This window comes from Amycolatopsis sp. CA-230715, assembly GCF_018736145.1.
In the GTDB taxonomy this organism is placed as follows: domain Bacteria; phylum Actinomycetota; class Actinomycetes; order Mycobacteriales; family Pseudonocardiaceae; genus Amycolatopsis.
In genome coordinates, this window is sequence record NZ_CP059997.1 from 4,390,428 (window position 1) to 4,410,509 (window position 20,082).

At 69.8% G+C, this 20,082-nt stretch carries 23 protein-coding genes; 16 read left to right on the forward strand and 7 right to left on the reverse strand.

What is annotated here, in order from left to right; all coding sequences use genetic code 11:
- Positions 1-13: 13 nt before the first annotated feature.
- The 3 genes from HUW46_RS20880 to HUW46_RS20890 all read left to right on the forward strand — a co-directional run bounded on the left by HUW46_RS20880 (position 14) and on the right by HUW46_RS20890 (position 2,891).
- Entirely contained in the window at positions 14-1,264 is a 1,251-nt protein-coding gene (locus HUW46_RS20880; protein ID WP_215548867.1) for an FAD-dependent monooxygenase, read from the forward strand.
- Positions 1,265-1,320: 56 nt separating this feature from the next.
- Positions 1,321-1,944 (forward strand): TetR/AcrR family transcriptional regulator, encoded by a 624-nt coding sequence (locus tag HUW46_RS20885; RefSeq protein ID WP_215548868.1) that lies wholly within the window; start codon positions 1,321-1,323, stop codon positions 1,942-1,944.
- A gap of 200 nt (positions 1,945-2,144) precedes the next feature.
- Positions 2,145-2,891 (forward strand): class I SAM-dependent methyltransferase, encoded by a 747-nt coding sequence (locus tag HUW46_RS20890; RefSeq protein WP_215548869.1) that lies wholly within the window; start codon positions 2,145-2,147, stop codon positions 2,889-2,891.
- Here the strand turns inward: HUW46_RS20890 and HUW46_RS20895 are convergent, their stop codons facing one another.
- Entirely contained in the window at positions 2,892-3,851 is a 960-nt protein-coding gene (locus HUW46_RS20895; RefSeq protein WP_215548870.1) for a helix-turn-helix transcriptional regulator, read from the reverse strand.
- Positions 3,852-3,934: 83 nt separating this feature from the next.
- On the opposite strand from HUW46_RS20895, the gene HUW46_RS20900 reads away from it, so the two are divergent.
- Positions 3,935-4,333 (forward strand): VOC family protein, encoded by a 399-nt coding sequence (locus HUW46_RS20900; RefSeq protein WP_215548871.1) that lies wholly within the window; start codon positions 3,935-3,937, stop codon positions 4,331-4,333.
- Here the strand turns inward: HUW46_RS20900 and HUW46_RS20905 are convergent.
- On the reverse strand, positions 4,290-4,682 hold the full coding sequence (locus HUW46_RS20905) for a hypothetical protein (protein WP_215548872.1): 393 nt from the start codon (positions 4,680-4,682) through the stop codon (positions 4,290-4,292). The two genes, HUW46_RS20900 and HUW46_RS20905, sit on opposite strands and share 44 nt — an antisense overlap.
- A 172-nt stretch (positions 4,683-4,854) precedes the next feature.
- Here HUW46_RS20905 and HUW46_RS20910 point away from each other — a divergent pair, with 172 nt between their 5' ends.
- Together HUW46_RS20910 and HUW46_RS20915 are read left to right on the forward strand one after the other, a co-directional pair.
- Positions 4,855-6,081, forward strand: coding sequence for a sensor histidine kinase (locus HUW46_RS20910; protein ID WP_215548873.1), 1,227 nt, complete (start codon positions 4,855-4,857; stop codon positions 6,079-6,081).
- On the forward strand, positions 6,066-6,713 hold the full coding sequence (locus HUW46_RS20915; protein ID WP_215548874.1) for a response regulator transcription factor: 648 nt from the start codon (positions 6,066-6,068) through the stop codon (positions 6,711-6,713). Before HUW46_RS20910 ends, HUW46_RS20915 begins: the two co-directional genes overlap by 16 nt.
- Before the next feature lie 40 nt (positions 6,714-6,753).
- On the opposite strand, the gene HUW46_RS20920 is transcribed toward HUW46_RS20915, so the two are convergent.
- Together HUW46_RS20920 and HUW46_RS20925 are read right to left on the reverse strand one after the other, a co-directional pair.
- Positions 6,754-7,377 (reverse strand): maleylpyruvate isomerase family mycothiol-dependent enzyme, encoded by a 624-nt coding sequence (locus HUW46_RS20920; protein WP_215548875.1) that lies wholly within the window; start codon positions 7,375-7,377, stop codon positions 6,754-6,756.
- A gap of 12 nt (positions 7,378-7,389) precedes the next feature.
- Complete coding sequence (locus HUW46_RS20925; protein ID WP_215548876.1) at positions 7,390-7,830, reverse strand: MarR family winged helix-turn-helix transcriptional regulator; 441 nt, start codon at positions 7,828-7,830, stop codon at positions 7,390-7,392.
- 58 nt (positions 7,831-7,888) lie between these two features.
- Here HUW46_RS20925 and HUW46_RS20930 point away from each other — a divergent pair, with 58 nt between their 5' ends.
- Positions 7,889-8,998 carry a macrolide family glycosyltransferase gene (locus HUW46_RS20930; RefSeq protein ID WP_215548877.1) on the forward strand — a complete coding sequence of 370 codons (1,110 nt, stop codon included), beginning with the start codon at positions 7,889-7,891 and terminating at the stop codon, positions 8,996-8,998.
- A gap of 24 nt (positions 8,999-9,022) precedes the next feature.
- Here HUW46_RS20930 and HUW46_RS20935 read toward each other — a convergent pair whose 3' ends face one another.
- Positions 9,023-9,565, reverse strand: a complete 543-nt coding sequence (locus HUW46_RS20935; RefSeq protein WP_215548878.1) for a YbhB/YbcL family Raf kinase inhibitor-like protein — start codon at positions 9,563-9,565, stop codon at positions 9,023-9,025.
- A gap of 175 nt (positions 9,566-9,740) precedes the next feature.
- Between HUW46_RS20935 and HUW46_RS20940 the strand changes: the two genes are divergently transcribed.
- From HUW46_RS20940 to HUW46_RS20980, 9 genes are all read left to right on the forward strand, one after another.
- Complete coding sequence (locus HUW46_RS20940; RefSeq protein WP_215548879.1) at positions 9,741-10,514, forward strand: DUF4097 family beta strand repeat-containing protein; 774 nt, start codon at positions 9,741-9,743, stop codon at positions 10,512-10,514.
- Positions 10,515-10,553: 39 nt separating this feature from the next.
- Complete coding sequence (locus HUW46_RS20945) at positions 10,554-11,231, forward strand: DUF4097 family beta strand repeat-containing protein (protein WP_215548880.1); 678 nt, start codon at positions 10,554-10,556, stop codon at positions 11,229-11,231.
- Between the two features lie 23 nt (positions 11,232-11,254).
- Positions 11,255-12,700: an alpha/beta hydrolase gene (locus HUW46_RS20950; RefSeq protein WP_215548881.1), complete on the forward strand. Its 1,446-nt coding sequence runs from the start codon at positions 11,255-11,257 to the stop codon at positions 12,698-12,700.
- Positions 12,701-12,887: 187 nt separating this feature from the next.
- On the forward strand, positions 12,888-14,780 hold the full coding sequence (gene dnaK, locus HUW46_RS20955; RefSeq protein ID WP_215548882.1) for a molecular chaperone DnaK: 1,893 nt from the start codon (positions 12,888-12,890) through the stop codon (positions 14,778-14,780).
- Positions 14,777-15,490, forward strand: coding sequence for a nucleotide exchange factor GrpE (gene grpE / locus HUW46_RS20960; RefSeq protein ID WP_215548883.1), 714 nt, complete (start codon positions 14,777-14,779; stop codon positions 15,488-15,490). Before dnaK ends, grpE begins: the two co-directional genes overlap by 4 nt.
- 24 nt (positions 15,491-15,514) lie before the next feature.
- Positions 15,515-16,681, forward strand: a complete 1,167-nt coding sequence (gene dnaJ / locus HUW46_RS20965; protein WP_215548884.1) for a molecular chaperone DnaJ — start codon at positions 15,515-15,517, stop codon at positions 16,679-16,681.
- Between the two features lie 5 nt (positions 16,682-16,686).
- Complete coding sequence (locus HUW46_RS20970) at positions 16,687-17,136, forward strand: heat shock protein transcriptional repressor HspR (RefSeq protein WP_215550007.1); 450 nt, start codon at positions 16,687-16,689, stop codon at positions 17,134-17,136.
- Positions 17,137-17,552: 416 nt separating this feature from the next.
- Positions 17,553-17,981 carry a MarR family winged helix-turn-helix transcriptional regulator gene (locus HUW46_RS20975; RefSeq protein WP_215548885.1) on the forward strand — a complete coding sequence of 143 codons (429 nt, stop codon included), beginning with the start codon at positions 17,553-17,555 and terminating at the stop codon, positions 17,979-17,981.
- 8 nt (positions 17,982-17,989) lie between these two features.
- Positions 17,990-18,958, forward strand: coding sequence for a zinc-binding alcohol dehydrogenase family protein (locus HUW46_RS20980; RefSeq protein WP_215550008.1), 969 nt, complete (start codon positions 17,990-17,992; stop codon positions 18,956-18,958).
- Between the two features lie 4 nt (positions 18,959-18,962).
- Here HUW46_RS20980 and HUW46_RS20985 read toward each other — a convergent pair whose 3' ends face one another.
- Both HUW46_RS20985 and HUW46_RS20990 read right to left on the reverse strand, forming a co-directional pair.
- On the reverse strand, positions 18,963-19,346 hold the full coding sequence (locus HUW46_RS20985) for a VOC family protein (protein ID WP_215548886.1): 384 nt from the start codon (positions 19,344-19,346) through the stop codon (positions 18,963-18,965).
- Positions 19,346-20,044 carry a dienelactone hydrolase family protein gene (locus HUW46_RS20990; RefSeq protein WP_215548887.1) on the reverse strand — a complete coding sequence of 233 codons (699 nt, stop codon included), beginning with the start codon at positions 20,042-20,044 and terminating at the stop codon, positions 19,346-19,348. The genes HUW46_RS20985 and HUW46_RS20990 overlap by 1 nt, the downstream gene beginning before the upstream one ends.
- Between the last annotated feature and the right edge of the window lie 38 nt (positions 20,045-20,082).

The following is a 20,082-nucleotide window of genomic DNA, read 5'->3' on the forward strand; positions in this document are numbered from 1 at the left end:
GGGAATCGGTGTCATGACAGCCACATCCGGAGCGCGCTCCCTGAAGGTCCTCATCTGCGGCGCTGGCGTCGCGGGACAGGCATTGGCCTACTGGCTGGTGCGAGGTGGTCATCGAGTCGTGGTCGTCGAGCGGTTCCCGGCGCTGCGAGCCACCGGCGCGCAGGTCGATCTCCGCGGTCAAGGCATCGAGGCGGTCGAGGCCATGGGGCTTCTCGACGTGGTGAAGAGCAAGCTCGTGGACGAAGCCGGTGTCGCCTTCGTGAATGCCCAGGGCAAGCCGAGGGCGACGATCATGGCTAACACGTCCGGCCAGGGGCGCCAGACTCTGACCTCCGAGTACGAGATCATGCGCGGAGACCTCGTGCGCATTCTCAACGATGCGACGAAGGACGACGTCGACTACGTCTTCGGGACGAGCGTGGACCGCTTCGAACAGGATGAGAAGAAGGTCGTCGCTCATTTCTCCGACGGCTCGTCCGACGAGTTCGACCTGCTGGTCGGTGCCGACGGGCAGGGGTCGCGCGTCCGGCGGGCCATCCTGCCCGCCGGGACTCCGGAGCCGTACTGGCAGACGGGGATCCACATGTCGTACTGGTTCGTTCCGCGCATCGCGTCGGACAGCAACATCCGCGACACCTACAACGCACCCGGCGGCCGGATGATCATGCGCAGGAGTCACAACCCGGACGAGACCCAGGTGTACTTCGTGTTGCGGGAAACCTCGGAGGAAGCCTCGGCCGTCCATCGCGAGCCGGTCGAACGCCAGAAAGCGTTCTGGGCCAAGCGGTTCCGCGGCGCGGGGTGGCAGACCGACCGGTTCATCGGCGGCATGGAGACGACCCCGAACTTCTACTCCCAGGAGGTCGTGCAGGTCCGCACGGACACCTGGTCCCAGGGGCGCGTGGCCCTGGTCGGGGATGCCGCGCACTGCGCCTCCCCCTACAGCGGCATGGGGGTCTCCGGCGGCCTGGTCGGCGCCTACGTCCTGGCCGGTGAGATCAACCGGCACCCCACGGACCTGTCGCGGGCGCTCGCGAACTACGACACGGCGCTCCGGCCGTTCGTCGACGAGATCCAGGCCGAGGTGAAACCGCGCCTGCTGCGCCTCGGCATGCCGCAGAGCCGATTCGGGATCAACGCTTTCCTGACCGTCACCGGACTGGCCACTTTCCTGCGCATTCCCGATCTCGTCGCGCGGTTCTCGACGGAAGACCGGGGCGGCGCTTGGCGGCTTCCCGAAATCCCGGGGCTTCGTGTCCGGTGAATTCGGCAAAAACGTACACTGTGTACGGGTAGGCGTAGCGAGGGAGTTCTTTTCACATGCCAAATCGAGGAGATCGCGGCGGCGCCAAGACGCGGGCGCGCATCGCCGAGGTCGCGAGCGAACTGTTCCTGGAGCGCGGTTTCGACGACGTCACGATCGCCGAGGTCGCCGCGGCCGCCGGCGTGTCCAAGGTGACCGTGTTCTCGCACTTCGAGCGCAAGGAAGACCTCCTGCTCGATCGCCTTCCGGACGTTGTCGACATCGTGCGGACCGCGGTCCGCGAGCGAACCGGCGACAGCAGCGCCGTCGAGACACTCCGCCGGACCGCTCTCGCGTTCGCGGAGGAGCGCCATGTGCTGTCCGGCCTGAACGGGGACATCGAACCGATGATGCGGACCGTCACGGCTTCGCCCGCCTTGATCGCGAGACTCCGGGCATTCGCGTACGAGATCGAAACAGAGCTGGCCGCCGAGCTCGCCACGGACCCGAAGTTCTCCGGTGACAGCACGTTGACGGCGGCCCTGCTCGTCGCCGCATACCGGACGGTCGCCGTCGAGACGGTACGACGACGGCTCGACGGTGACGACCTCACCGACGTCGCCACGGCGCACCGTCAGCGCCTGAACCGGGCGTTCGATGCCGTCGAACACGGCGTTCATCGCACGGCGGCATCCGCCTGAAGCCCCGAACGCGTAAGCGCTGCCCTGGATTCACGCGAGGACGGGGAATTCCGCACCGGGATTGATGCGGACTACGGGAACGGACGGGTCGGAAACGGTCATGGCGGTTTCCTTTCCGTACCAATTTTCCCTGCCGCGGCCACTGTTTTAGGGCGGTTTGGCGGATCCCACGCGGGCACTTCCGGGGTTAGCGTTGCCGCATGCCGGAAACGAGCCAGTACGACGAAATCGGCGAACTCTACGAACAGGTCGGGGACCTCCCGTTCGGGATCGCGGAGCGGGCCACCGTGCTCTCCGCGGTGCCCGATCTCCGTGATCGCACGGTGCTGGACGTCGGCTGCGGAACCGGTACCTACGCCAGGCTGTTCCGGCGGGCGGGCGCGCGGCAGGTGCTCGGCGTCGACCCGGCGCGGGAAATGCTCGCCGTCGCGCGGGCGGCCGAGGAACGCGAACCGCTCGGCATCGCCTACGAACGGTACGACGGCCTCACGATGCCGAAGCTGGGCGAATTCGACGTGGTCGCCGCGATCTGGCCGCTCAGCCACGTGGGCGACCGGGACTCCTACGACCGCATGGTGGCGAACCTGGCCGAGAACCTGGTCCCCGGCGGGCAACTGCTCATCGTGGTGCCGAATCCGGACGCGGGCTCGGACCGGCTGGACGACTACCCCCGCTACGGGATGACCGTCTTCCCCGGCGGGTACACCGGGGAATGCGTGGAAACCCGCATCCGCGTGCACAGCGATCCGCCGTTCGAATTCAGCGGGTTCGGCTGGCCGTCCGGCGTGCTCGAGGAATCGTGCGCGGCGGCGGGGCTCACGGAAGTCCGCCGTTACCCGACGGTGGTTCCCGAACCGGATCTCGCCGAACGCGGATCCGAGTTCTGGGCGGTGCTGCTGGAGAGTTCGATGTTCGCCGTGTTCACCGCGCGACGCGGGGAGAATTGATCAGCTTTCGTCGGCGTCGGCGGCCAAGCGGGTGGCCAGTGCGCGCACGAGATCGCGCAGTTCTTCGGGCCCGTCGATGACGAACGGCCGGTCCAGCGCGGCGAGCAGCGGCGGAATCCAGTCGAGCCGGTGCGCGCGGATCTTGGCCCGGACCCAAGGCGCATCCTCCGTCAAGGCCGCGATGCTCGGCGGAAAGACGGAACGGATGTGCTCGGGCGTCGAACGGATCCGCACCGCCACCCGGTACCGGTGCGGTGCTTCGGCGATCGCGGTCAGCACGTGCGCGGCGGGGTCGAAACCCGTTGGCACGTCGAAGGTTCCGGTGCCCGCCGTGGCGGCCGTGATCCGGTCGACGCGGAACGTGCGGACCTCTCCGCTGGCGGAGTCGGACCCGGTCAGGTACCACCGCCCGGAATGCGCCACGACCCCGTACGGATGGACGACGCGTTCGCTGGCGCCACCGTGGCCCGCGGTGTAACCGAGTTCGACCGGGCGGCGATCCCGCGCCGCTTCGGCGACGGTGAGCAGCACTTCGGCCTCCGCGGTGAGCACCGGCCGCGCGGGCGCGGTGAAATCGGCGACCGCCAGCAGCGCGTCGAGACGGCGGCCGACGGCTTCGGGCAGGACGCGCCGGATCTTCGCGGCCGCGCTCTCGGCGGCCGCGACGGAGGTGGTGATCAGCCCGGCGCGCCTGCCCGCGACGAGACCGAGCTGGACGGCGAGCGCTTCTTCGTCGGTGAGCATCAGCGGGGGCATCCGGTAGCCGGGTGACAGGCGATATCCGCCGTACCGTCCGCGGACCGAGCGGACCGGCACGTCCAGGTCGAGCAGGTGCTCCACGTAGCGGCGGACCGTGCGTTCGTCGACATCGAGGCGTTCGGAGAGTTCGGCGACGGTCCGGGTGCCGCCGCGCTGGAGGATTTCCAGTAGCGACAGCACGCGGGCGATCGGCCGGGTCATCGCCGAATCATACCGGGCGGATTCTGCCCGGTATTGCTTCTAGCGTGGTCGGTGCTGGAGAACGACCACCGAAAGGATCCGCCGTGCAGTTCGTTTCCGTCCGCGTCATCACCGACGACGTCGCCCGCCTCGCCGAGTTCTACGAACGCGTGACCGGCGTCGAAGCGCGCCGGCCCGCCGAGCAGTTCGCCGAACTCGTTGGCCCGTCGTGCACGCTCGCGATCGGCAGCGCCGAGACGATGGCGCTGTTCAGCGCCGGAGCGGCCGTGCCCGAGTCAAACCGGACCGCGATCCTCGAATTCCTCGTCGACGACGTCGACCGGGAGTACGAACGACTGGCCGGGTCGGTCCCCGAGATCGTGCAGGAACCGACCACGATGCCGTGGGGGAACCGCTCACTGTTGTTCCGCGACCCCGACGGCAACCTGGTGAACCTGTTCACTCCGATGACCGAAGCCGCCCGCGAACGGCTCGCCCGTTGACGAGGAACGCGGCGGGCAGGAGAGCGACCGCGCCCGCGATCTGCAGCACGACGAACCACAGCGGGAGCGCGCCCGGAATGCTGTCGACGGCGACGAGCGCGATCGGCGCGAGGACCGAAATGATCCGCACCCGCACGTAGGCCCAGCGCTTTCCCCGTGCGGCGAGTACCGCGAACCAGTAGGTGACCACGGCGCTCGCGAACATCCCCGCCGACCGGCCCCACATGAACGAGGACACTTCGTGTCCGGTGACCGAGAGGACGACGACCGTGGCGAGCACGGCGACGCTGAACGCGCCGTAGGCCGCGACGGACTTCTTCACGGTGTCGAAGACGTTGGTGGTTTCCATTTTTCTCCCTTTCCTTCGTGTGGTTCCGAAGTTAGGAAGCGCGCGGCCCGCCCGGTATCGGTCTGGGCGCACGGGAGGGTGTGGCTGGACCTACTCCTGGCCCGGACCACTGGGACACGGGCGCCCGGCCGGTGCACAGTGGACACACCAAGCCGGAGGGAAGGAAGAGCAGATGGTGTCGAGTGCCTTCGCGGGGTTCGGGCGGGCGTGCGCCGTCGTGGCCGTCAGCATGCTGGTGCCCGCGGTCTGGGCCGCCGCCGTGGTGTTGACGATCTGGTGGGGCAGCCCGTGGGCGGGGATCGGGCCGTTCGTGTGGGCCTGTCTCGGCACGCTCGCGCTGTCCCGCCCGGTGTGCCGGATCATCCGCTCCCTCGTCGAGAAGTGGACGGGCATCGCTATCCCCGCCGGGTACCGGCAGGCCGCGCCGGTGGTGCGCATGTCCACCGGGTACTGGTGGAACGGATCGTCGTACTCGCGCAGCAGCCGCGAGGCCCGCCAGGACCAGCGGATGAAGCTCTGGTGGAGCGATCCCGCCACCTGGCGCGACCTGCGCTTCACGGCGATCCTGCCGCTCACCGCGGGACTGGTCGCGGCGGTCCCGCCCGCCGGGGTCGTGGCCGCGGTGCTCGGGTTCGGCTGGTCGGCGCCCCTCGTCGGGATCCTCGGTGTGGTCGTGGCCGTCGGCAGCGCGCCGTTCGCGTGGCGGCTCGTCGAGCCGGTGGCCGTTCGCTTCTTGCGTGCTTCGCCCGCGATGGAACTGGCGGACCGCGTCGACGAGCTGACGGCGCAGCGCGCGGACACCACGGTCGCGCAGGCGGCGGAAATCCGGCGCATCGAACGGGATCTGCACGACGGCGCGCAGGCTCGGCTGGTCTCGCTCGGGATTTCGCTGGCGACGGTGGAAAAGCTGATGGACACCGATCCCGGCCGTGCCAAGGCGCTGCTCGCCGAAGCGCGGTCCGGCGCGGCTTCGTCGATGGCCGAACTCCGGGAACTCATCAAGGGAATCAGCCCACCGGTGCTGTCCGAACGGGGGCTCGTCGACGCGGTCCGCGCGTTCGCCTTGGACAGTCCACTTGAGACGGTGGTGAACGCGGACGTCCAACTGCGCCTGGACCCGCCGCTCGAATCCGCCGTCTACTTCGGAATCGCCGAGCTGGTGACCAACGCGGCCAAGCACTCCGGGGCGAGCGGTGCGCGGATTTCGATCGCCAAGGACGACACCGGCATCGTCGTCGACGTCGAAGACGACGGGAAGGGCGGCGCCGAGGAGCGGCCGGACGGAGGCCTCGCGGGATTGCGCCGCCGCCTCGCGGTGTTCGACGGCACCTTGGAGATCACCAGCCCGCGGGGCGGGCCGACCACGGCGAGGATGATGGTGCCATGCGAATCGTGGTAGCCGAGGACCTCTACCTGCTGCGCGAGGGGATGGTCCGCCTCATCGAAGCCTACGGGCACGAGGTGGTGGCGACGGCGGCCACCGGACCGGAAACGCTCGACGCGCTGCTGAAGTGGCGGCCGGAGGTGTCCGTGGTCGACGTCCGGATGCCGCCGACCCAGTCCGACGAGGGCCTGCAAGCGGTCCTCGCCGCCCGCCGCGCGGTACCGGGGCTGCCGGTCCTCATCCTCTCCCAGCACGTCGAACAGCTTTATGCCCGCGAACTGCTGGCCGACGGCGCGAGCGGGGTCGGGTACTTTCTCAAGGAGAGCGTGTTCGACGCCGACCAGTTCGACGACGCGCTGCACCGCGTCGCCGGGGGCGGCACCGCGATGGATCCCGCCGTGATCACCAAGCTGCTGTCCGCCGGATCCTCGAACCGGCGGCTCGAAGGCCTCACCGAGCGGGAGCACGAGGTGCTCGCCCTGATGGCGGAGGGCCTGTCCAACCAGGCCATCGGCCAGCGGCTGTTCCTCAGCGAAAGCGCGGTCAGCAAGTACACGACGTCCATGTTCGGCAAGCTCGGCATCACCGACGACGGCCAGGGAAACCGCCGCGTCCTCGCCGTGCTCGCCTACCTGAACCAGACCTGAGGGTGGGAATCCATTGTGGACGGGAACCTGCCCGCCTGAGTCAGCCGATCCTGGCGGCGAGCGTCGGCTGCCCCGGGCCGGAAAGTTCGTCCACCACACCGCGCCTGCCGGCGATGGCCATCAGGATCGCCTCACCGGTGCCGCGCACCTCCGGGCCGGTCCCGTTCGTCCAGTCGACATCAGTGGCGACCAGCCGCAGCCCGCGCGAACGCGGACCGGCGCCGACGGGCGGCGCCTTCAGCGCGCACGACAGCACGGTTTTCAGGCGCTCTTCCGGCATTTCCCTCGGCAGGCCGAGCGGGCGGCGGATGTCCTGGTGGTGGATGAACCCGTCGACGAGCCCGATCATGCCGCCGAGCAACGTCGTGAAACCCCGCGGTTCGAGGTGCGCGTTGAGGAACGAGAGCAGCTCCTCCGGGGAACGGGTGCGGTAGCGCGCCAGCGCGATGTCGTTGATCCGGCCCGGCTGGAACCGGCCCTTGACCAACGTCGCGAGCACACCGCCGAAGCCGAGTTCCTCGTAGCTGGTCATGTGCGCGACGACCTCGCGGACGCGCCACCCCTCGCACAGGCTTTCGTGTTCCCATTGCTCGGGGGACAGCGTCGCGAGGAACGCGGCGAGGTCCGTTCGTTCCTCGCGCGCCATGTCCTTCTTGGTGGTCATGCGGTCCACCTTTCAGGTCCGGTCCGGAAGTGCTGTGCCTTCGGCGAAGGAACGCATCGCGGCGAGCACCTCGTCAAGGTAGCTCGTCACGGCTTCGCGGGCGTCGTCGTCGAGCGGGATCGCGGCCACGGCTTCGGCCAGCGGGGCGATCGCCGCCATGGAGCGCTCCGCGATCGCCTCGGTGGCTTCGAGCACTATCCGGCGCCGGTCGCGGGGATCGGGGCGCCGCCGCAGATAGCCCCCGCGTTCGAGCCGGTCGACGAGCGCGGTGGCCGAAGCCGTCGACATGCCGAGCCGCCTGCCCAGTTCGGCCGGACCCAAGGGAGTCCTGCCCACCAGGTGGTGCAGTGCGGCCAGGTCGTTCACGGACACGCCGAGTTCGCCCGCGAGGGTGCGGCCGACGGGGGTGGACAACCTGATCAGCTCGCCGATCAGTGCCGCGGGCTCGGACATGCCGTTAAACTTAGCACCGTCTAGTAGCTAGATGTATCTAGTTATTCGAGGTGATGAAATGCATGTGGTGTGCACGACCCCGCCAGCCCGCGGGCACGTCAACCCGGTGCTCGGCCTGGTGGAGGAACTGGTCCGGCGCGGGCACCGGGTCAGCTTCGTGACCGGGCCCGAGCTGGCCCCGGTGGTCGCCCGCGCGGGCGCGGTCCCGGTCGAGGTGGACTGGGCGCCGGGCGCGGGCGCGAACACCGCCTTCTCCGTCGACGACGTGCTGGCGGACATGCGCGGGTTCCTCGCCGCGACACGGCGGGCGCTGCCCGGCCTGCTGACCCGGTTCCGGGCGGACGAGCCCGCGGTGGTCTGCGCCGACTCGGTGGTGCTCGGCCCACTGCTGGCGGGCGCGTTCGGCGTGCCGCTGGTGTCGCTCGTGCCGACCTTCGCCACCAACGAGCATTTCGACGTCGCGCGGCTGATCCCGGGGTTCGACCCGTCCCATCCCGGGTTCGCCGCCTACGGAGCCGAAGTCGGTGCGCTGCTCGCCGAACACGGCGGCGCGGAACCGGTGGCGAAACTGGTGTTCGTGCCGCGGGAGTTCCAGATCGACGGCGACACCTTCGACGAGAGCTTCCACTTCATCGGGCCGTCGAGGAGTCACCGGTCCGATGAGGTGTGGGACGGCCCCGGCGCGGACGTGGTGCTGGTTTCCCTCGGCACCGCGTTCACCAACCGCCCCGGGTTCTTCCGCGCCGTGATCGACGCCTTCGCCGGTACGCGCTGGCACGTGGTGATGTCCGTCGGCCCGCACGTCGATCTCGCGGGCCTGCCGCCCGTTCCGTCCAATGTGGACATCTCACCGTTCGTTCCGCAGCCAGCGGTGCTCCGCCGCGCGCGGGCGTTCGTCACGCACGCCGGGATGGGGTCGACGATGGAAGCGCTCGACCACGAAGTGCCCGTCGTCGCCGTGCCGCAGGCACCCGAACAGCGGGTCAACGCGGCACGAGCGGCCGAACTCGGGCTCGGCGTCGTTTCGGACGGCACGGATCCGCTCGCCGACGTCGAGCGAGTGGCGCGCGACGACGCTGTCCGTGCCCGCCTGGCCCGGATGAAGCGGGCCCTGCGCGCGGCGGGCGGCGCCGCGGCGGGAGCGGACGTCATCGAACGCGCTCGATGAGCGGGCCGCGCCCGCCGGTGCGCCTCAGCCCTTGTTCTCGTGGGTCGGCGTGATCGTCGCGCGGCCCAGCGTGTGGCCGAACATGTTGAAGCCGAGGAACGCGGGCGTGGCGTTCTCGTCGACGGTGTCCGCGAGCGACACGTCGAGTGCGTGCACGGCGAAGATGTAGCGGTGCGGGCCGTGTCCCGGTGGCGGCGCGGCACCGAGGAACTGCTTCACGCCGCCGTCGTTCTTCAGCGTGCGCGCGCCCGCGGGCAGGCCGGAACCGCTCGAATCACCGGCGCCGGAGGGAAGCTCGGTCGTCGACGCCGGGATGTCGAGCACGGCCCAGTGCCAGAACCCGCTCGCGGTGGGGGCGTCCGGGTCGTAGCAGGTGACGACGAAGCTCTTCGTCCCCTCGGGGGCGCCTTCCCAGGAAAGGTGCGGCGACCGGTCCTCGCCGCCCGCGCCGAAGATGCCGCTGAGGTGCGGGGTGGCGAGCGGTTCGCCGTCGGCGACGTCGTTGCTGCGCAGGGTGAAACCGGGCGCGGGGGGAAGGAAGTCGTACGGGTTGGGCGGCTGCGGCATCGATCCTCCAGGTACTCGGGGAAGCTGCGCCGCCGACTCTAGTGCGGCCGTGCCGCGCCCGCCGGGGTGGAGGTAGGGGCAGCCTCAGGGGCGATCCGGGGGATCACCCCGATGTGACCGGGGCATCCGACGCCTTAGCGTCATCGACGTCGAAAACCTGCGACTGGAGGACTCAATGGGACGGCCCGCACTGGCACTCGGGGGGCTCGCGCTGATCGGGCTCGGTGTGGTCATGGCCACCGGTTGGTGGTGGCCGTCCTCGGCGCACGCCGAAGCGTCGGTCGCGCAGGCGGTGAAATCGGTGCGCATCGACAACAGCTCCGGCAAGATCGACATTCAGACCGGGGACGTCACGGAGTCGACCGTCCGGCAGGCCTTCAACTACCACTGGGGCGACAAGCCGGGCAATTCCTTTCGCGTCGAAGGCGACACGCTGGTGCTCGCGGACTGCGGCAGCGGCTGTTCCGTCGACTACGACGTCGTGGTGCCGAAGGGGACCGCGGTGACCGGCAAGAACGGTTCGGGGGACGTGCGGATCAAAGGGGTCGCGAGCGTGGATGTCTCCGCTCTTTCCGGCCAGGTCACCGTGCAGGGCGTCGAGGGGCCCGCGACCGTCGGCACCACTTCCGGTGACATCGAGGTGCACGACATCGGCGGCGAGGTGAAGGCGCACGCCCAGTCCGGGCACGTCCGCGGCGACGGGCTGCGCGCGAAGACCGACGCCGAGGCGCAGTCCGGCGACGTCGACCTGAAGGTCACCAGCCCGCAGGACGTCCGCGCGCACACCGGCAGCGGCAGCGTCAAGCTCGTGATCCCGCAGGACACCTACCGCGTGGAAGGCGATTCGGGCAGCGGCGACCGGAAGATCTCGGTCAACCAGAGCGCGTCCGGCACGCACCTGCTCGACCTCGACACCGGCAGCGGCGACGTCTCCGTCGTGGCCGCCTGAGACAAGTCCACATCAGACATCCGGGGGTAGAGACCGATCATGGGGAAGACCGAAGTGCGCGTGCTGGGCGCCGTCGTGCTCGGCGCCGCGGTGGCGCTGACCATCACCGCCTGCAACGGGCTGGGACCCGCCGAAGCGGCCAGCGACGGGAAACCGATCACGGCACCGGTTTCGGTGGTGAAGTTCGACATCCCGACCGGCGGGGTGAAGGTCCACGTCGAGGACGGCGCGCCGGTTTCGATCCGCCGCGAGCTGAAGTTCACCGGCAGTAAGCCGGTCGGCGACTCGCACCACGTGGACGGCGGCGCGCTCGTGCTGAACGGCTGCGGCGAAGGCTGTTCGGTGGACTACGACGTGGTGCTGCCCGCCGCGCTGCCGGTGTCCGGTTTCGTCGGCATCGGGTCCATCGACCTCGACCGCGCGGCCTCGGCCGACGTGCGCACCACCACCGGCGGGATCGACGTGCGCGGGGTGAGCGGCGCCGTGCGCGCCGAGGCGCAGACCGGTGACGTGCGCACCGCGCAGACCAAACCGGGCACGGTGTACGCGGCCGCGCAGACGGGCGCGGTCACGGTGACCGTGCCGCCGTCGGCGTACCGCGTGACCGCCGACGCGCAGACCGGGCCCGTCGACCTCCGCGTCCCGAACACGCCGTCCGCGCCGAACACCGTCGAGGCGCGCACCGGAACCGGCCCGGTCACCGTGCGACCGTCCTGACCTGACTTCGAACCGAGGACCGTGTGAAGCTCAAAACCCTTGCCGCCGCTGCCCTTCTGGTGCCGGTGTCGGTGCTCGCCGCCGGGTCCGCCGCGGCCGATCCCTCGACGCTGACCTGGACTCCGTGTGCCATCCAGGGCACCGACCCCACCGTCGAATGCGCGTCGGTCGAGGTGCCGATCGACCGGGCGAACCCGGCGCTCGGCACCGTGAAGATCGCGCTGAACCGCTTGCCCGCCAAGGACAAGGCGCACCGCGTCGGCTCGCTGCTGACCAATCCCGGCGGACCAGGCGGGTCCGGCACAGCGAGCATCGCCTACGCCGACATCGGTTTCAGCACCCCGGAATTCGCCGAAATCCGCCAGCGCTACGACGTGATCGGCTTCGATCCGCGCGGGATCTGGAAGTCCACCCCCGCGATCCGGTGCGACCGGCCGTACGACCCCGCGGTGAACCGGTTCCCCGCTGACCGGGCCGGGTTCGACCGGCTCGCCGCGTTCAACCGGGCCGCGGGCGAGCGGTGCCTCGCCAAGACCGGTCCCCTGCTCGCCAACGCGGACACCGCGAGCGTCGTCGAGGACGTCGACGCGATCAGGGCGGCGCTCGGCGAGGAGACGATCTCCTGGTTCGGCCTGTCCTACGGCACCGAAATCGGCGCCATGTACGCCGCGAAGTACCCGCAGCGCGTGCGCGCGATGGTGCTCGACGGCGCGATGGACCACAGCCGCTCGTCGCGGCGGGCGATCGTCGACGAGGCCGCGGCCGTCGAGGACGCCTGGCACCAGTTCGCGACCTGGTGCGCGACCGCGCCCGAGTGCGCGCTTCGCGGGCAAAACGTCCTCGCCTACTACGACGCGCTCATGGCGGACGGCGAGCGGGGCAAGGTGTCGTCCAAGCACCTCGGCCGCCCCGCGACCGCCGACGAACTGGCCTCGGGCGCTTACAACAACCTCGTCCTCTCCCGCGCGTGGCCCGCGCTGTCGAAGGCGCTCGTCGACGCGCGCGCCGACGCCAGCGCGCTGACCACGGCGTCGCAGTTCACCAGGGCGGACTACCCGGCTTACATCGGTATCGGGTGCCACGACCTCCCGTCCCCGTTCACCGGCCCGCGCGACCTGAAGGCGGCCCGCGACGAGGTGAAGCGCGTCGCGCCGCACTCGTGGCGGTACTCGGAGTTCTGGACGATCACCACCGCGTGCACCGGCTGGCCGGTCCCGCCGAAGAACCCGCCGCATCCCGAGCACATCTCCGGGACCGTGCCGATCCTCGTCGTCGGCGGGGAGCACGACCCGGCGACCCCGCTCGTCTGGGCGAAGGGCCTGGCGTCCCGCATCGACAACGGCGCCCTGCTCACCTACGCGGCGCCGGGGCACTCGGGCACCTACAACTCGGGCTGCGCGCGCGGCGCCATCGCGAAGTACCTGGTGAGCGGCGTCACACCGGCGAAAGGTGCGATCTGCCCTGCCTGAGGGAACAACTCCCGCAGGTGGCACGTTGGACAGGCAGAAAGGTTGAGCCACCCCGACTCAAGTCCAGCTTGACGGCCGCGGCTCTCTCTCGATAGAACTTGAGCAGGACCCGCTCAACGCGGGCGCACCTGTGCAGGTCAGAAACGTAGTACACCGCGGTTCAGCCGCACTGATCAGGAGGAACATCATGGCGCGAGCGGTCGGCATCGACCTCGGCACGACCAACTCGGTCGTCGCCGTCCTGGAGGGCGGCGAGCCGGCGGTCATCGCCAACTCCGAAGGATCCCGCACCACCCCGTCCATCGTCGCCTTCGCCAAGAACGGCGAGGTGCTGACCGGGCAGCCCGCGAAGAACCAGGCGGTCACCAACGTCGACCGCACCATCCGGTCGGTCAAGCGCCACATCGGCACCGACTGGAAGACCGAGATCGACGGCAAGTCCTACACGTCGCAGGAGATCAGCGCGCGGGTGCTGATGAAGCTCAAGCGCGACGCCGAGGCGTACCTTGGCGAGGAGATCACCGACGCGGTGATCACCGTCCCCGCCTACTTCGAGGACGCGCAGCGCCAGGCCACCAAGGAGGCCGGGCAGATCGCCGGCCTGAACGTGCTCCGCATCGTCAACGAGCCGACCGCGGCCGCGCTGGCCTACGGCCTGGACAAGGGCGAGAAGGAACAGACCATCCTCGTCTTCGACCTCGGTGGCGGCACGTTCGACGTCTCGCTGCTGGAGATCGGCGAGGGCGTCGTCGAGGTCCGCGCGACCTCCGGTGACAACCACCTCGGCGGTGACGACTGGGACGAGCGCATCGTCACCTGGCTGGTCGACAAGTTCAAGGCCTCCAACGGCATCGACCTGACCAAGGACAAGATGGCGCTGCAGCGCATCCGCGAGGCCGCGGAGAAGGCGAAGATCGAGCTGTCCAGCTCGAACAGCGCCAGCATCAACCTGCCCTACATCACCGTGGACGGCGACAAGAACCCGCTGTTCCTCGACGAGACGCTGTCGCGCGCGGAGTTCCAGAAGATCACCTCCGATCTGCTGGAGCGCACCCGTCAGCCGTTCAACAACGTCATCCGCGACGCCGGGATCGCCGTCGGCGACATCGACCACGTCGTGCTCGTCGGTGGTTCCACCCGCATGCCCGCGGTGTCGGACCTGGTCAAGGAGCTGACCGGCGGCCGCGAGCCGAACAAGGGCGTGAACCCGGACGAGGTCGTCGCGGTCGGCGCGGCGCTGCAGGCCGGTGTGCTCAAGGGCGAGGTCAAGGACGTCCTGCTGCTCGACGTGACCCCGCTGTCGCTGGGCATCGAAACCAAGGGCGGCGTGTTCACCAAGCTCATCGAGCGGAACACCACGATCCCGACGAAGCGCTCGGAGATCTTCTCCACCGCGGACGACAACCAGCCGTCGGTGCAGATCCAGGTGTTCCAAGGTGAGCGCGAGATCGCCGCGCACAACAAGAAGCTCGGCATGTTCGAGCTGACCGGGCTTCCGCCCGCGCCGCGCGGTGTGCCGCAGATCGAGGTCACCTTCGACATCGACGCGAACGGCATCGTGCACGTCCTCGCGAAGGACCTCGGCACGAACAAGGAGCAGTCGATGACCATCACCGGTGGCTCCGCGCTGCCGAAGGAGGACATCGAGCGGATGGTCAAGGACGCCGAGGCGCACGCCGAGGAGGACAAGAACCGCCGCGAAGAGGCCGAGACCCGCAACCAGGCGGAGACGTTGGTCTACCAGACCGAGAAGTTCGTCAAGGACAACGAGGACAAGCTCCCCGACGAGCTCAAGGGCAAGGTCAAGACCGCGATCGACGAGGCGAACGAGGCGCTCAAGGGCACCGACTCGGCGAAGATCCGCGAGTCCATCGAGAAGCTGAACACGGCTTCCCAGGAGCTCGGGACCGCGCTCTACGCCGACGCGAACGCCGCGCAGCAGGCCGCCGGTGACGCGGGTGCGACCGGTGCCGCGGGCGCTGCCGGTGCGGCCGGGTCCGCGAAGGCCGACGACGTGGTGGACGCCGAGATCGTCGACGACGAGAAGGCCGACGACAAGTCCGGGGATGCGAAGAAGTGACCGGCAGGCACGACGAAAGCGCACAGCAGGCTCCGGAAGAGCCCGTGGTGGTCCGCGATCGCCGGAAGATCGACCCGGACACGGGGCGGCTGCGCGAGCAGCCCGTCCCGGAGCCCGGCGAGCCGGAAGGTGCCGCGGCCGAAGCGGGCCCGTCGCTCGGTGAGTCCCTTGTGGACGAAGCCGTGCCCGCGCAGACCGATCTCGAGAAGGAGCTGGCGGAACGCACCGCCGACCTGCAGCGAGTGCAGGCGGAGTACGCGAACTACCGGCGCCGCGTCGAGCGGGACAAGGAAGCCGTCGCGGCCGCGGGCAAGGCGTCCGTGGTCGGCGACCTGCTTCCGCTGCTCGACGATCTCGAGCGGGCCGAGCAGCACGGTGACTACACGGGCGCGCTGAAAGCGGTGGGAGACAAGCTCTCCGCCGGGTTGCAGCGCGCCGGGCTCGAACCGTTCGGTGCCGAGGGCGAGCCCTTCGACCCGAGCGTGCACGAAGCCGTCCAGCACAACACGTCGCCGGACGTGGCAGGGCCGACCGTCACCGTGGTGATGCGGCGCGGCTACCGGCTCGGCGACCGGGTGCTGCGGGCCGCGCTGGTCGGGGTCACCGACCACGAACCGGCCGCGGCGCCGGTCGACCCGCCGTCCGAGGGCGAGCTGCCCCTGGACGGGGCGGACGGTGCGGCGAAGTCGGAAGAAAACCCGGAACACTAGATACGACCAGGGAGGAGGCGCCCGATGAGCGCTCGGGAGTGGATCGGTAAGGACTTCTACCGCGAACTGGGCGTCTCCTCCGACGCCACGGCGGACGAGATCAAGAAGTCGTACCGCAAGCTGGCCAAGGAGAACCACCCGGACGCCAACGCGGGCAACGCCGAGGCCGAGCAGAAGTTCAAGGCGGTGTCCGAGGCGTACGGCGTGCTGTCCGATCCGGGCAAGCGCAAGGAGTACGACGAGGCGCGCCAGCTGTTCGGCGGCGGCGGGCCCGGCGGGTTCAACTTCCCCGGTGGCGGCGGTGGCGGTTTCGACGTCGGCGACATCTTCGGCCAGGCTGGCGCGCAGGGCGGTGGTTTCGGCGGGCTCGGCGACATGCTGGGCAACCTGTTCGGCCGCCGTGGCGCCGCGGGTGCCACCACGAACCGCCCGCAGCGCGGCGCGGACGTGGAAACCGATGTGCGGATCGACTTCGTCGAGGCGGTGAAGGGTGCGACGCTGCCGTTGCGGCTGTCGAGCCCGACCACGTGCGGTACCTGCGGCGGCAACGGCGCGAAACCGGGCACGAGCCCGCGGCTGTGCCCGACGTGCAGCGGCAGCGGGCTGGTCAGCCGGAGCCAGGGCGCGTTCGCGTTCTCCGAGCCGTGCCAGGACTGCCGTGGCCGCGGCAAGATCATCGACGACCCGTGCCCCGAATGCGCGGGCGAGGGTGTCAGCACCCGCACCAGGACGCTCACCGTGCGGATCCCGCCCGGTGTCGACGACAACCAGCGCATCCGCCTTGCCGGTCAGGGCGAACCGGGCCGCGGCGGCGCGCAGGCCGGTGACCTGTTCGTCCGCGTGCACGTGGCACCGCACGCGTTGTTCGGCCGCAAGGAGCTCGATCTGACGATCACCGTCGGCGTGAACTTCGCGGAGCTCGCGCTCGGCGGCACGATCACGGTGCCCACGCTCGACTCGAAGGTTTCGGTGAAGGTCCCGCCCGGTACCGCCAGCGGCCGCGTGCTGCGGGTGCGGGGCAAGGGCATCGCGAAGCGGGACGGCAAGCAGGGCGACCTGCTCGTCACCCTGCAGGTCGCCGTTCCGTCCACTGTGGACGAAAAGGCGAAGGCGGCGCTGGAGAGTTACGCGGAAGCCGTCAAGGATCAGGACCCACGTCCGGAGATCACTGAGCTGCTACAAGGGCGGTGAGCACGATGGCGGTGTTCGGCGGGCCTCCGGGCGGGGGGCTTCCAGGCGGCGCCGACGAGGACACCCCGGTCTTCGTCATCTCGGTGGCCGCGCAACTGTCCGGCATGCACGCGCAGACGCTCCGCTCCTACGACCGGCAAGGCCTCGTCTCGCCTGGCCGGACCGCGGGCGGCGGGCGGCGCTACTCCATGCGGGACATCGCCGTCCTGCGCGAAGTGCAACGGCTCTCCCAGGAGGAGGGCGTCAACCTCTCCGGCATCAAGCGCATTATCGAACTGGAGAACCAGGTCGACGCGCTGCGGATGCGGGTGCGGGAACTGACCGAAGAACTGGCCTCGGCCTACGCCGCGGCCGAACAGGCGGCGGCGTCGATCCACGCGTCGTACCGCAAGGACCTGGTGCCGATGCGGCAGCAGACCTCGCTGGTGGTCTGGAAACCACGCCGCCCCCGCTGACCCTTCTCGACCCGGCCCGCCGCCGTCCACCCCGGACCCGGCGGGCTTTTTCGCGCGCGCCGCAACGGCTCGACATCGCGGACCCGCCGGGAAAGCCCCTCCTCGGCTGAGGTGCCCCGCGCCAGTGCCCCGAAAGTGACGTTCGGGGCACCAGATTCCCCGAAGGTCACTTTCGGGGCAAGCGAAAAGCCCGCCACCCTCGCCTAACGGGTTAAGAGAATCCCCCACCCGTCCCGGGGGGCGGCCCCAAGCCCAGCGTACCGCCTCTCCGTCCCGAAAAGGGCCGAGTGACCGAGTTGTCCACAGCCACGGTGCCTGTGGACAGTTTTCTTGACAAGACGCGGCCCCGCCCTCATGTATTCCATGGAATCCACATTCGTGTTAGATTCCGTGGAATACATCGAGAAGGGAGCCGCGTGACCGACCTTCGCCGCTTGTTCAGTGAGCTCGTCCGGCTCGAAACCGAGTCGTGGAACGCGATCGACGCGCGTCTGCGCGCCGATTTCGGGATCGCGCTGGGCAAGTTCGAGTTCCTGGAGCTGATCGACCGCGTCGACGGGTGCCGCGTGCAGGACATCGCGCGCGAGCTGGCGATCACGGTCGGCGGCACGAGCAAGCTCGTCGACCGGATCGAGGCGGCGGGGGACTGCCGCCGCCGGAGCAATCCCGAGGACGGCCGGTCCTCGGTCATCTCGTTGACGGCCAAGGGAAAGCGCCTGCTCGCCGAGGCGGGCGCTGTCGTCGACGAGGAGCTCGAAGCCTGGTTCGGCGCGCATCTCTCGCCGCGCGAGCTGGACCGGCTCAGCGCCACCCTGACCCGACTCCGTGAGAAAGGACGTCGATGAGCGACACCATGCGAGCGGTCGTGCTGACCGCGCCGGGCCCCGCCGAGGCACTTGAAATCCGGGAGCTGCCGGTGCCGCGGCCGAACCCGGGCTGGGTGCTCGTCCGCGTGAAGGCCTTCGGGCTCAACAGGTCCGAGCTGCACACGCGCCTCGGCCTCGCCGACGGTGTGACGTTCCCGCGCGTGCTGGGCATCGAGGCCACCGGTGTCGTGGCCGAGTGCCCCGGCGGCGAATTCGAGGCGGGGCAGCAGGTCGTCGCGATGATGGGCGGGATGGGCCGCACCTTCGACGGCGGTTACGCGGAATACACGTGCGTCCCGGTGAGCCAGGTCATCGCGTTCGAAAGCGATCTCGGCTGGGACGTGCTCGGCTCGCTGCCCGAGATGCTGCAGACCGCCTACGGCTCGCTGACCGTCGGCCTCGACGCGCGACCCGGCCAGTCGATCCTGATCAGGGGCGGCACCTCCTCGGTCGGCATGGCCACCGCGATCCTCGCCAAACAGCGCGACATGACCGTCTTCGCGACCACCCGCAACACCGAGAAGACCGAAGCGCTCACGAAGATCGGCGTGGACCACGTGCTCATCGACGACGGTGAGATCGCGCCGCGGGTCCGCGCGATCCTGCCCGGCGGCGTGGACACCGCGCTGGAACTGGTCGGCACGCCCGCGCTGCCGGACACGCTCCGCGCCACCAGGGTCCACGGCGTCGTGTGCTTCACCGGGATGCTGTCGAACGAGTGGACGGTGAAGGACTTCTACCCGATCGGCTACCTGCCGAACGGCGTGCGGCTGACCGCGTACGGCGGCGACGCCGCGGACCTTCCCGCCGACGTGCTGCAGCGCTTCACCGACGCCATCGCCGCCGGAACCGCGACGGCACCCGTCGACCGCGTGTACCGGTTCGACCAGATCGTCGAAGCGCACGCGGCGATGGAAGACGGCAGCGCGAAGGGCAAGTTCGTGGTGACGACCTGATCCGCTAACGGCCCAGTTCGGGGCGCTTGAGGTAGTCGGTCAGGCCGATCACGTTGCCCCACGGGTCGGCCACCTCGACGGTCCAGCCCGTGCCGACCTCGAACGGCGGCGCGAGTGGCTCGACACCGAGTCCGGCCAGTTCCCGTGCCGCCGCCCTGGCATCGGGCACCTCGAGCCACACCCGCATCGCGGGCGAGCTGCCACGGCCTGCTTCCCGGTCGACGCGGAGCAGGATTCCCGGGCCTTCGCCGCCCACGTCGAACAGGGCGATCCCCTGCTCCGGGAGTTCGAACTTCACGGGAAGGCCCAGCGCGCCCGCGTAGAACTCCTTGGCCCCGGCCAGCTCACCGACCGGAACCACCACGTTGTCGATACCGAGTACCCGCATCAGCCCAGGTGCTCCGAGAAGAACGCGAGCACGCGCCGCCAAGCGTCCTCATTGGACTCGTGGTGGTAGCCGAAACCGGTGGTGACGCGCAGCAGGCGGTTCAGCGGGAGCTGGTTCGCGAAGCTGTGGCCCGCGTCCGGGTATTCCTTGACGTCGTGCGGGATTTCGCGCTCGGCGAGCGCCGACTCCAGCTTCGCCGCGGCGCCCTTCAAGGTCACGTCCTTGCGGCCGAAGCTCGCCACCACCGGGCACGCTTCGTCCAAAACGGACAGGTTCTTCGGCAGCTGGCCGTAGTACGGCGCGGACGCGTCGAACCCGCTGCTCGCGGCCACGAGCGCGAAACCGCCGCCCATGCAGAACCCGACCACGCCGACCTTCCCGGTGCAGTCGTCCCGCCCGGCGAGTGCGCGGCGCGCGGCTTCGATGTCGTCGAAGGCACGGCCCTTCGCGGCGAACATGTCGCGGAAAACGCCCTTCAGGCAGCGCAGCGCGCCGCCCCGCGAATACATGTCGGGTGCGAGCACGAGGTAACCCGCGGTGGCGAACCGCTCCGCGATGGTCCTGGCGTCCTGGGTGAGCCCGACCGCGTCGTGGACGAGCACCACCGCCGGATACGGACCGGGCCCGGACACCTCCGGCAAGGGCTCGGCGAGATAGCCCTTGATGGACCCGTCGGCCACCGTGATCGCAGTTTCCATGCCGCGAGGCTATCCGTGAGTGGAAAAGGGCACCACTG

Bases quoted from the DNA above. Each gene is read 5' to 3' on its own strand.
- HUW46_RS20880 (WP_215548867.1), top strand. From the start codon at position 14: ATGACAGCCACATCCGGAGCGCGCTCCCTGAAGGTCCTCATCTGCGGC.
- HUW46_RS20885 (WP_215548868.1), top strand. From the start codon at position 1,321: ATGCCAAATCGAGGAGATCGCGGCGGCGCCAAGACGCGGGCGCGCATC.
- HUW46_RS20890 (WP_215548869.1), top strand. From the start codon at position 2,145: ATGCCGGAAACGAGCCAGTACGACGAAATCGGCGAACTCTACGAACAG.
- HUW46_RS20895 (WP_215548870.1), bottom strand. From the start codon at position 3,851: ATGACCCGGCCGATCGCCCGCGTGCTGTCGCTACTGGAAATCCTCCAG.
- HUW46_RS20905 (WP_215548872.1), bottom strand. From the start codon at position 4,682: ATGGAAACCACCAACGTCTTCGACACCGTGAAGAAGTCCGTCGCGGCC.
- HUW46_RS20910 (WP_215548873.1), top strand. From the start codon at position 4,855: ATGGTGTCGAGTGCCTTCGCGGGGTTCGGGCGGGCGTGCGCCGTCGTG.
- HUW46_RS20915 (WP_215548874.1), top strand. From the start codon at position 6,066: ATGCGAATCGTGGTAGCCGAGGACCTCTACCTGCTGCGCGAGGGGATG.
- HUW46_RS20920 (WP_215548875.1), bottom strand. From the start codon at position 7,377: ATGACCACCAAGAAGGACATGGCGCGCGAGGAACGAACGGACCTCGCC.
- HUW46_RS20925 (WP_215548876.1), bottom strand. From the start codon at position 7,830: ATGTCCGAGCCCGCGGCACTGATCGGCGAGCTGATCAGGTTGTCCACC.
- HUW46_RS20930 (WP_215548877.1), top strand. From the start codon at position 7,889: ATGCATGTGGTGTGCACGACCCCGCCAGCCCGCGGGCACGTCAACCCG.
- HUW46_RS20935 (WP_215548878.1), bottom strand. From the start codon at position 9,565: ATGCCGCAGCCGCCCAACCCGTACGACTTCCTTCCCCCCGCGCCCGGT.
- HUW46_RS20940 (WP_215548879.1), top strand. From the start codon at position 9,741: ATGGGACGGCCCGCACTGGCACTCGGGGGGCTCGCGCTGATCGGGCTC.
- HUW46_RS20945 (WP_215548880.1), top strand. From the start codon at position 10,554: ATGGGGAAGACCGAAGTGCGCGTGCTGGGCGCCGTCGTGCTCGGCGCC.
- dnaK (WP_215548882.1), top strand. From the start codon at position 12,888: ATGGCGCGAGCGGTCGGCATCGACCTCGGCACGACCAACTCGGTCGTC.
- dnaJ (WP_215548884.1), top strand. From the start codon at position 15,515: ATGAGCGCTCGGGAGTGGATCGGTAAGGACTTCTACCGCGAACTGGGC.
- HUW46_RS20970 (WP_215550007.1), top strand. From the start codon at position 16,687: ATGGCGGTGTTCGGCGGGCCTCCGGGCGGGGGGCTTCCAGGCGGCGCC.
- HUW46_RS20980 (WP_215550008.1), top strand. From the start codon at position 17,990: ATGCGAGCGGTCGTGCTGACCGCGCCGGGCCCCGCCGAGGCACTTGAA.
- HUW46_RS20985 (WP_215548886.1), bottom strand. From the start codon at position 19,346: ATGCGGGTACTCGGTATCGACAACGTGGTGGTTCCGGTCGGTGAGCTG.
- HUW46_RS20990 (WP_215548887.1), bottom strand. From the start codon at position 20,044: ATGGAAACTGCGATCACGGTGGCCGACGGGTCCATCAAGGGCTATCTC.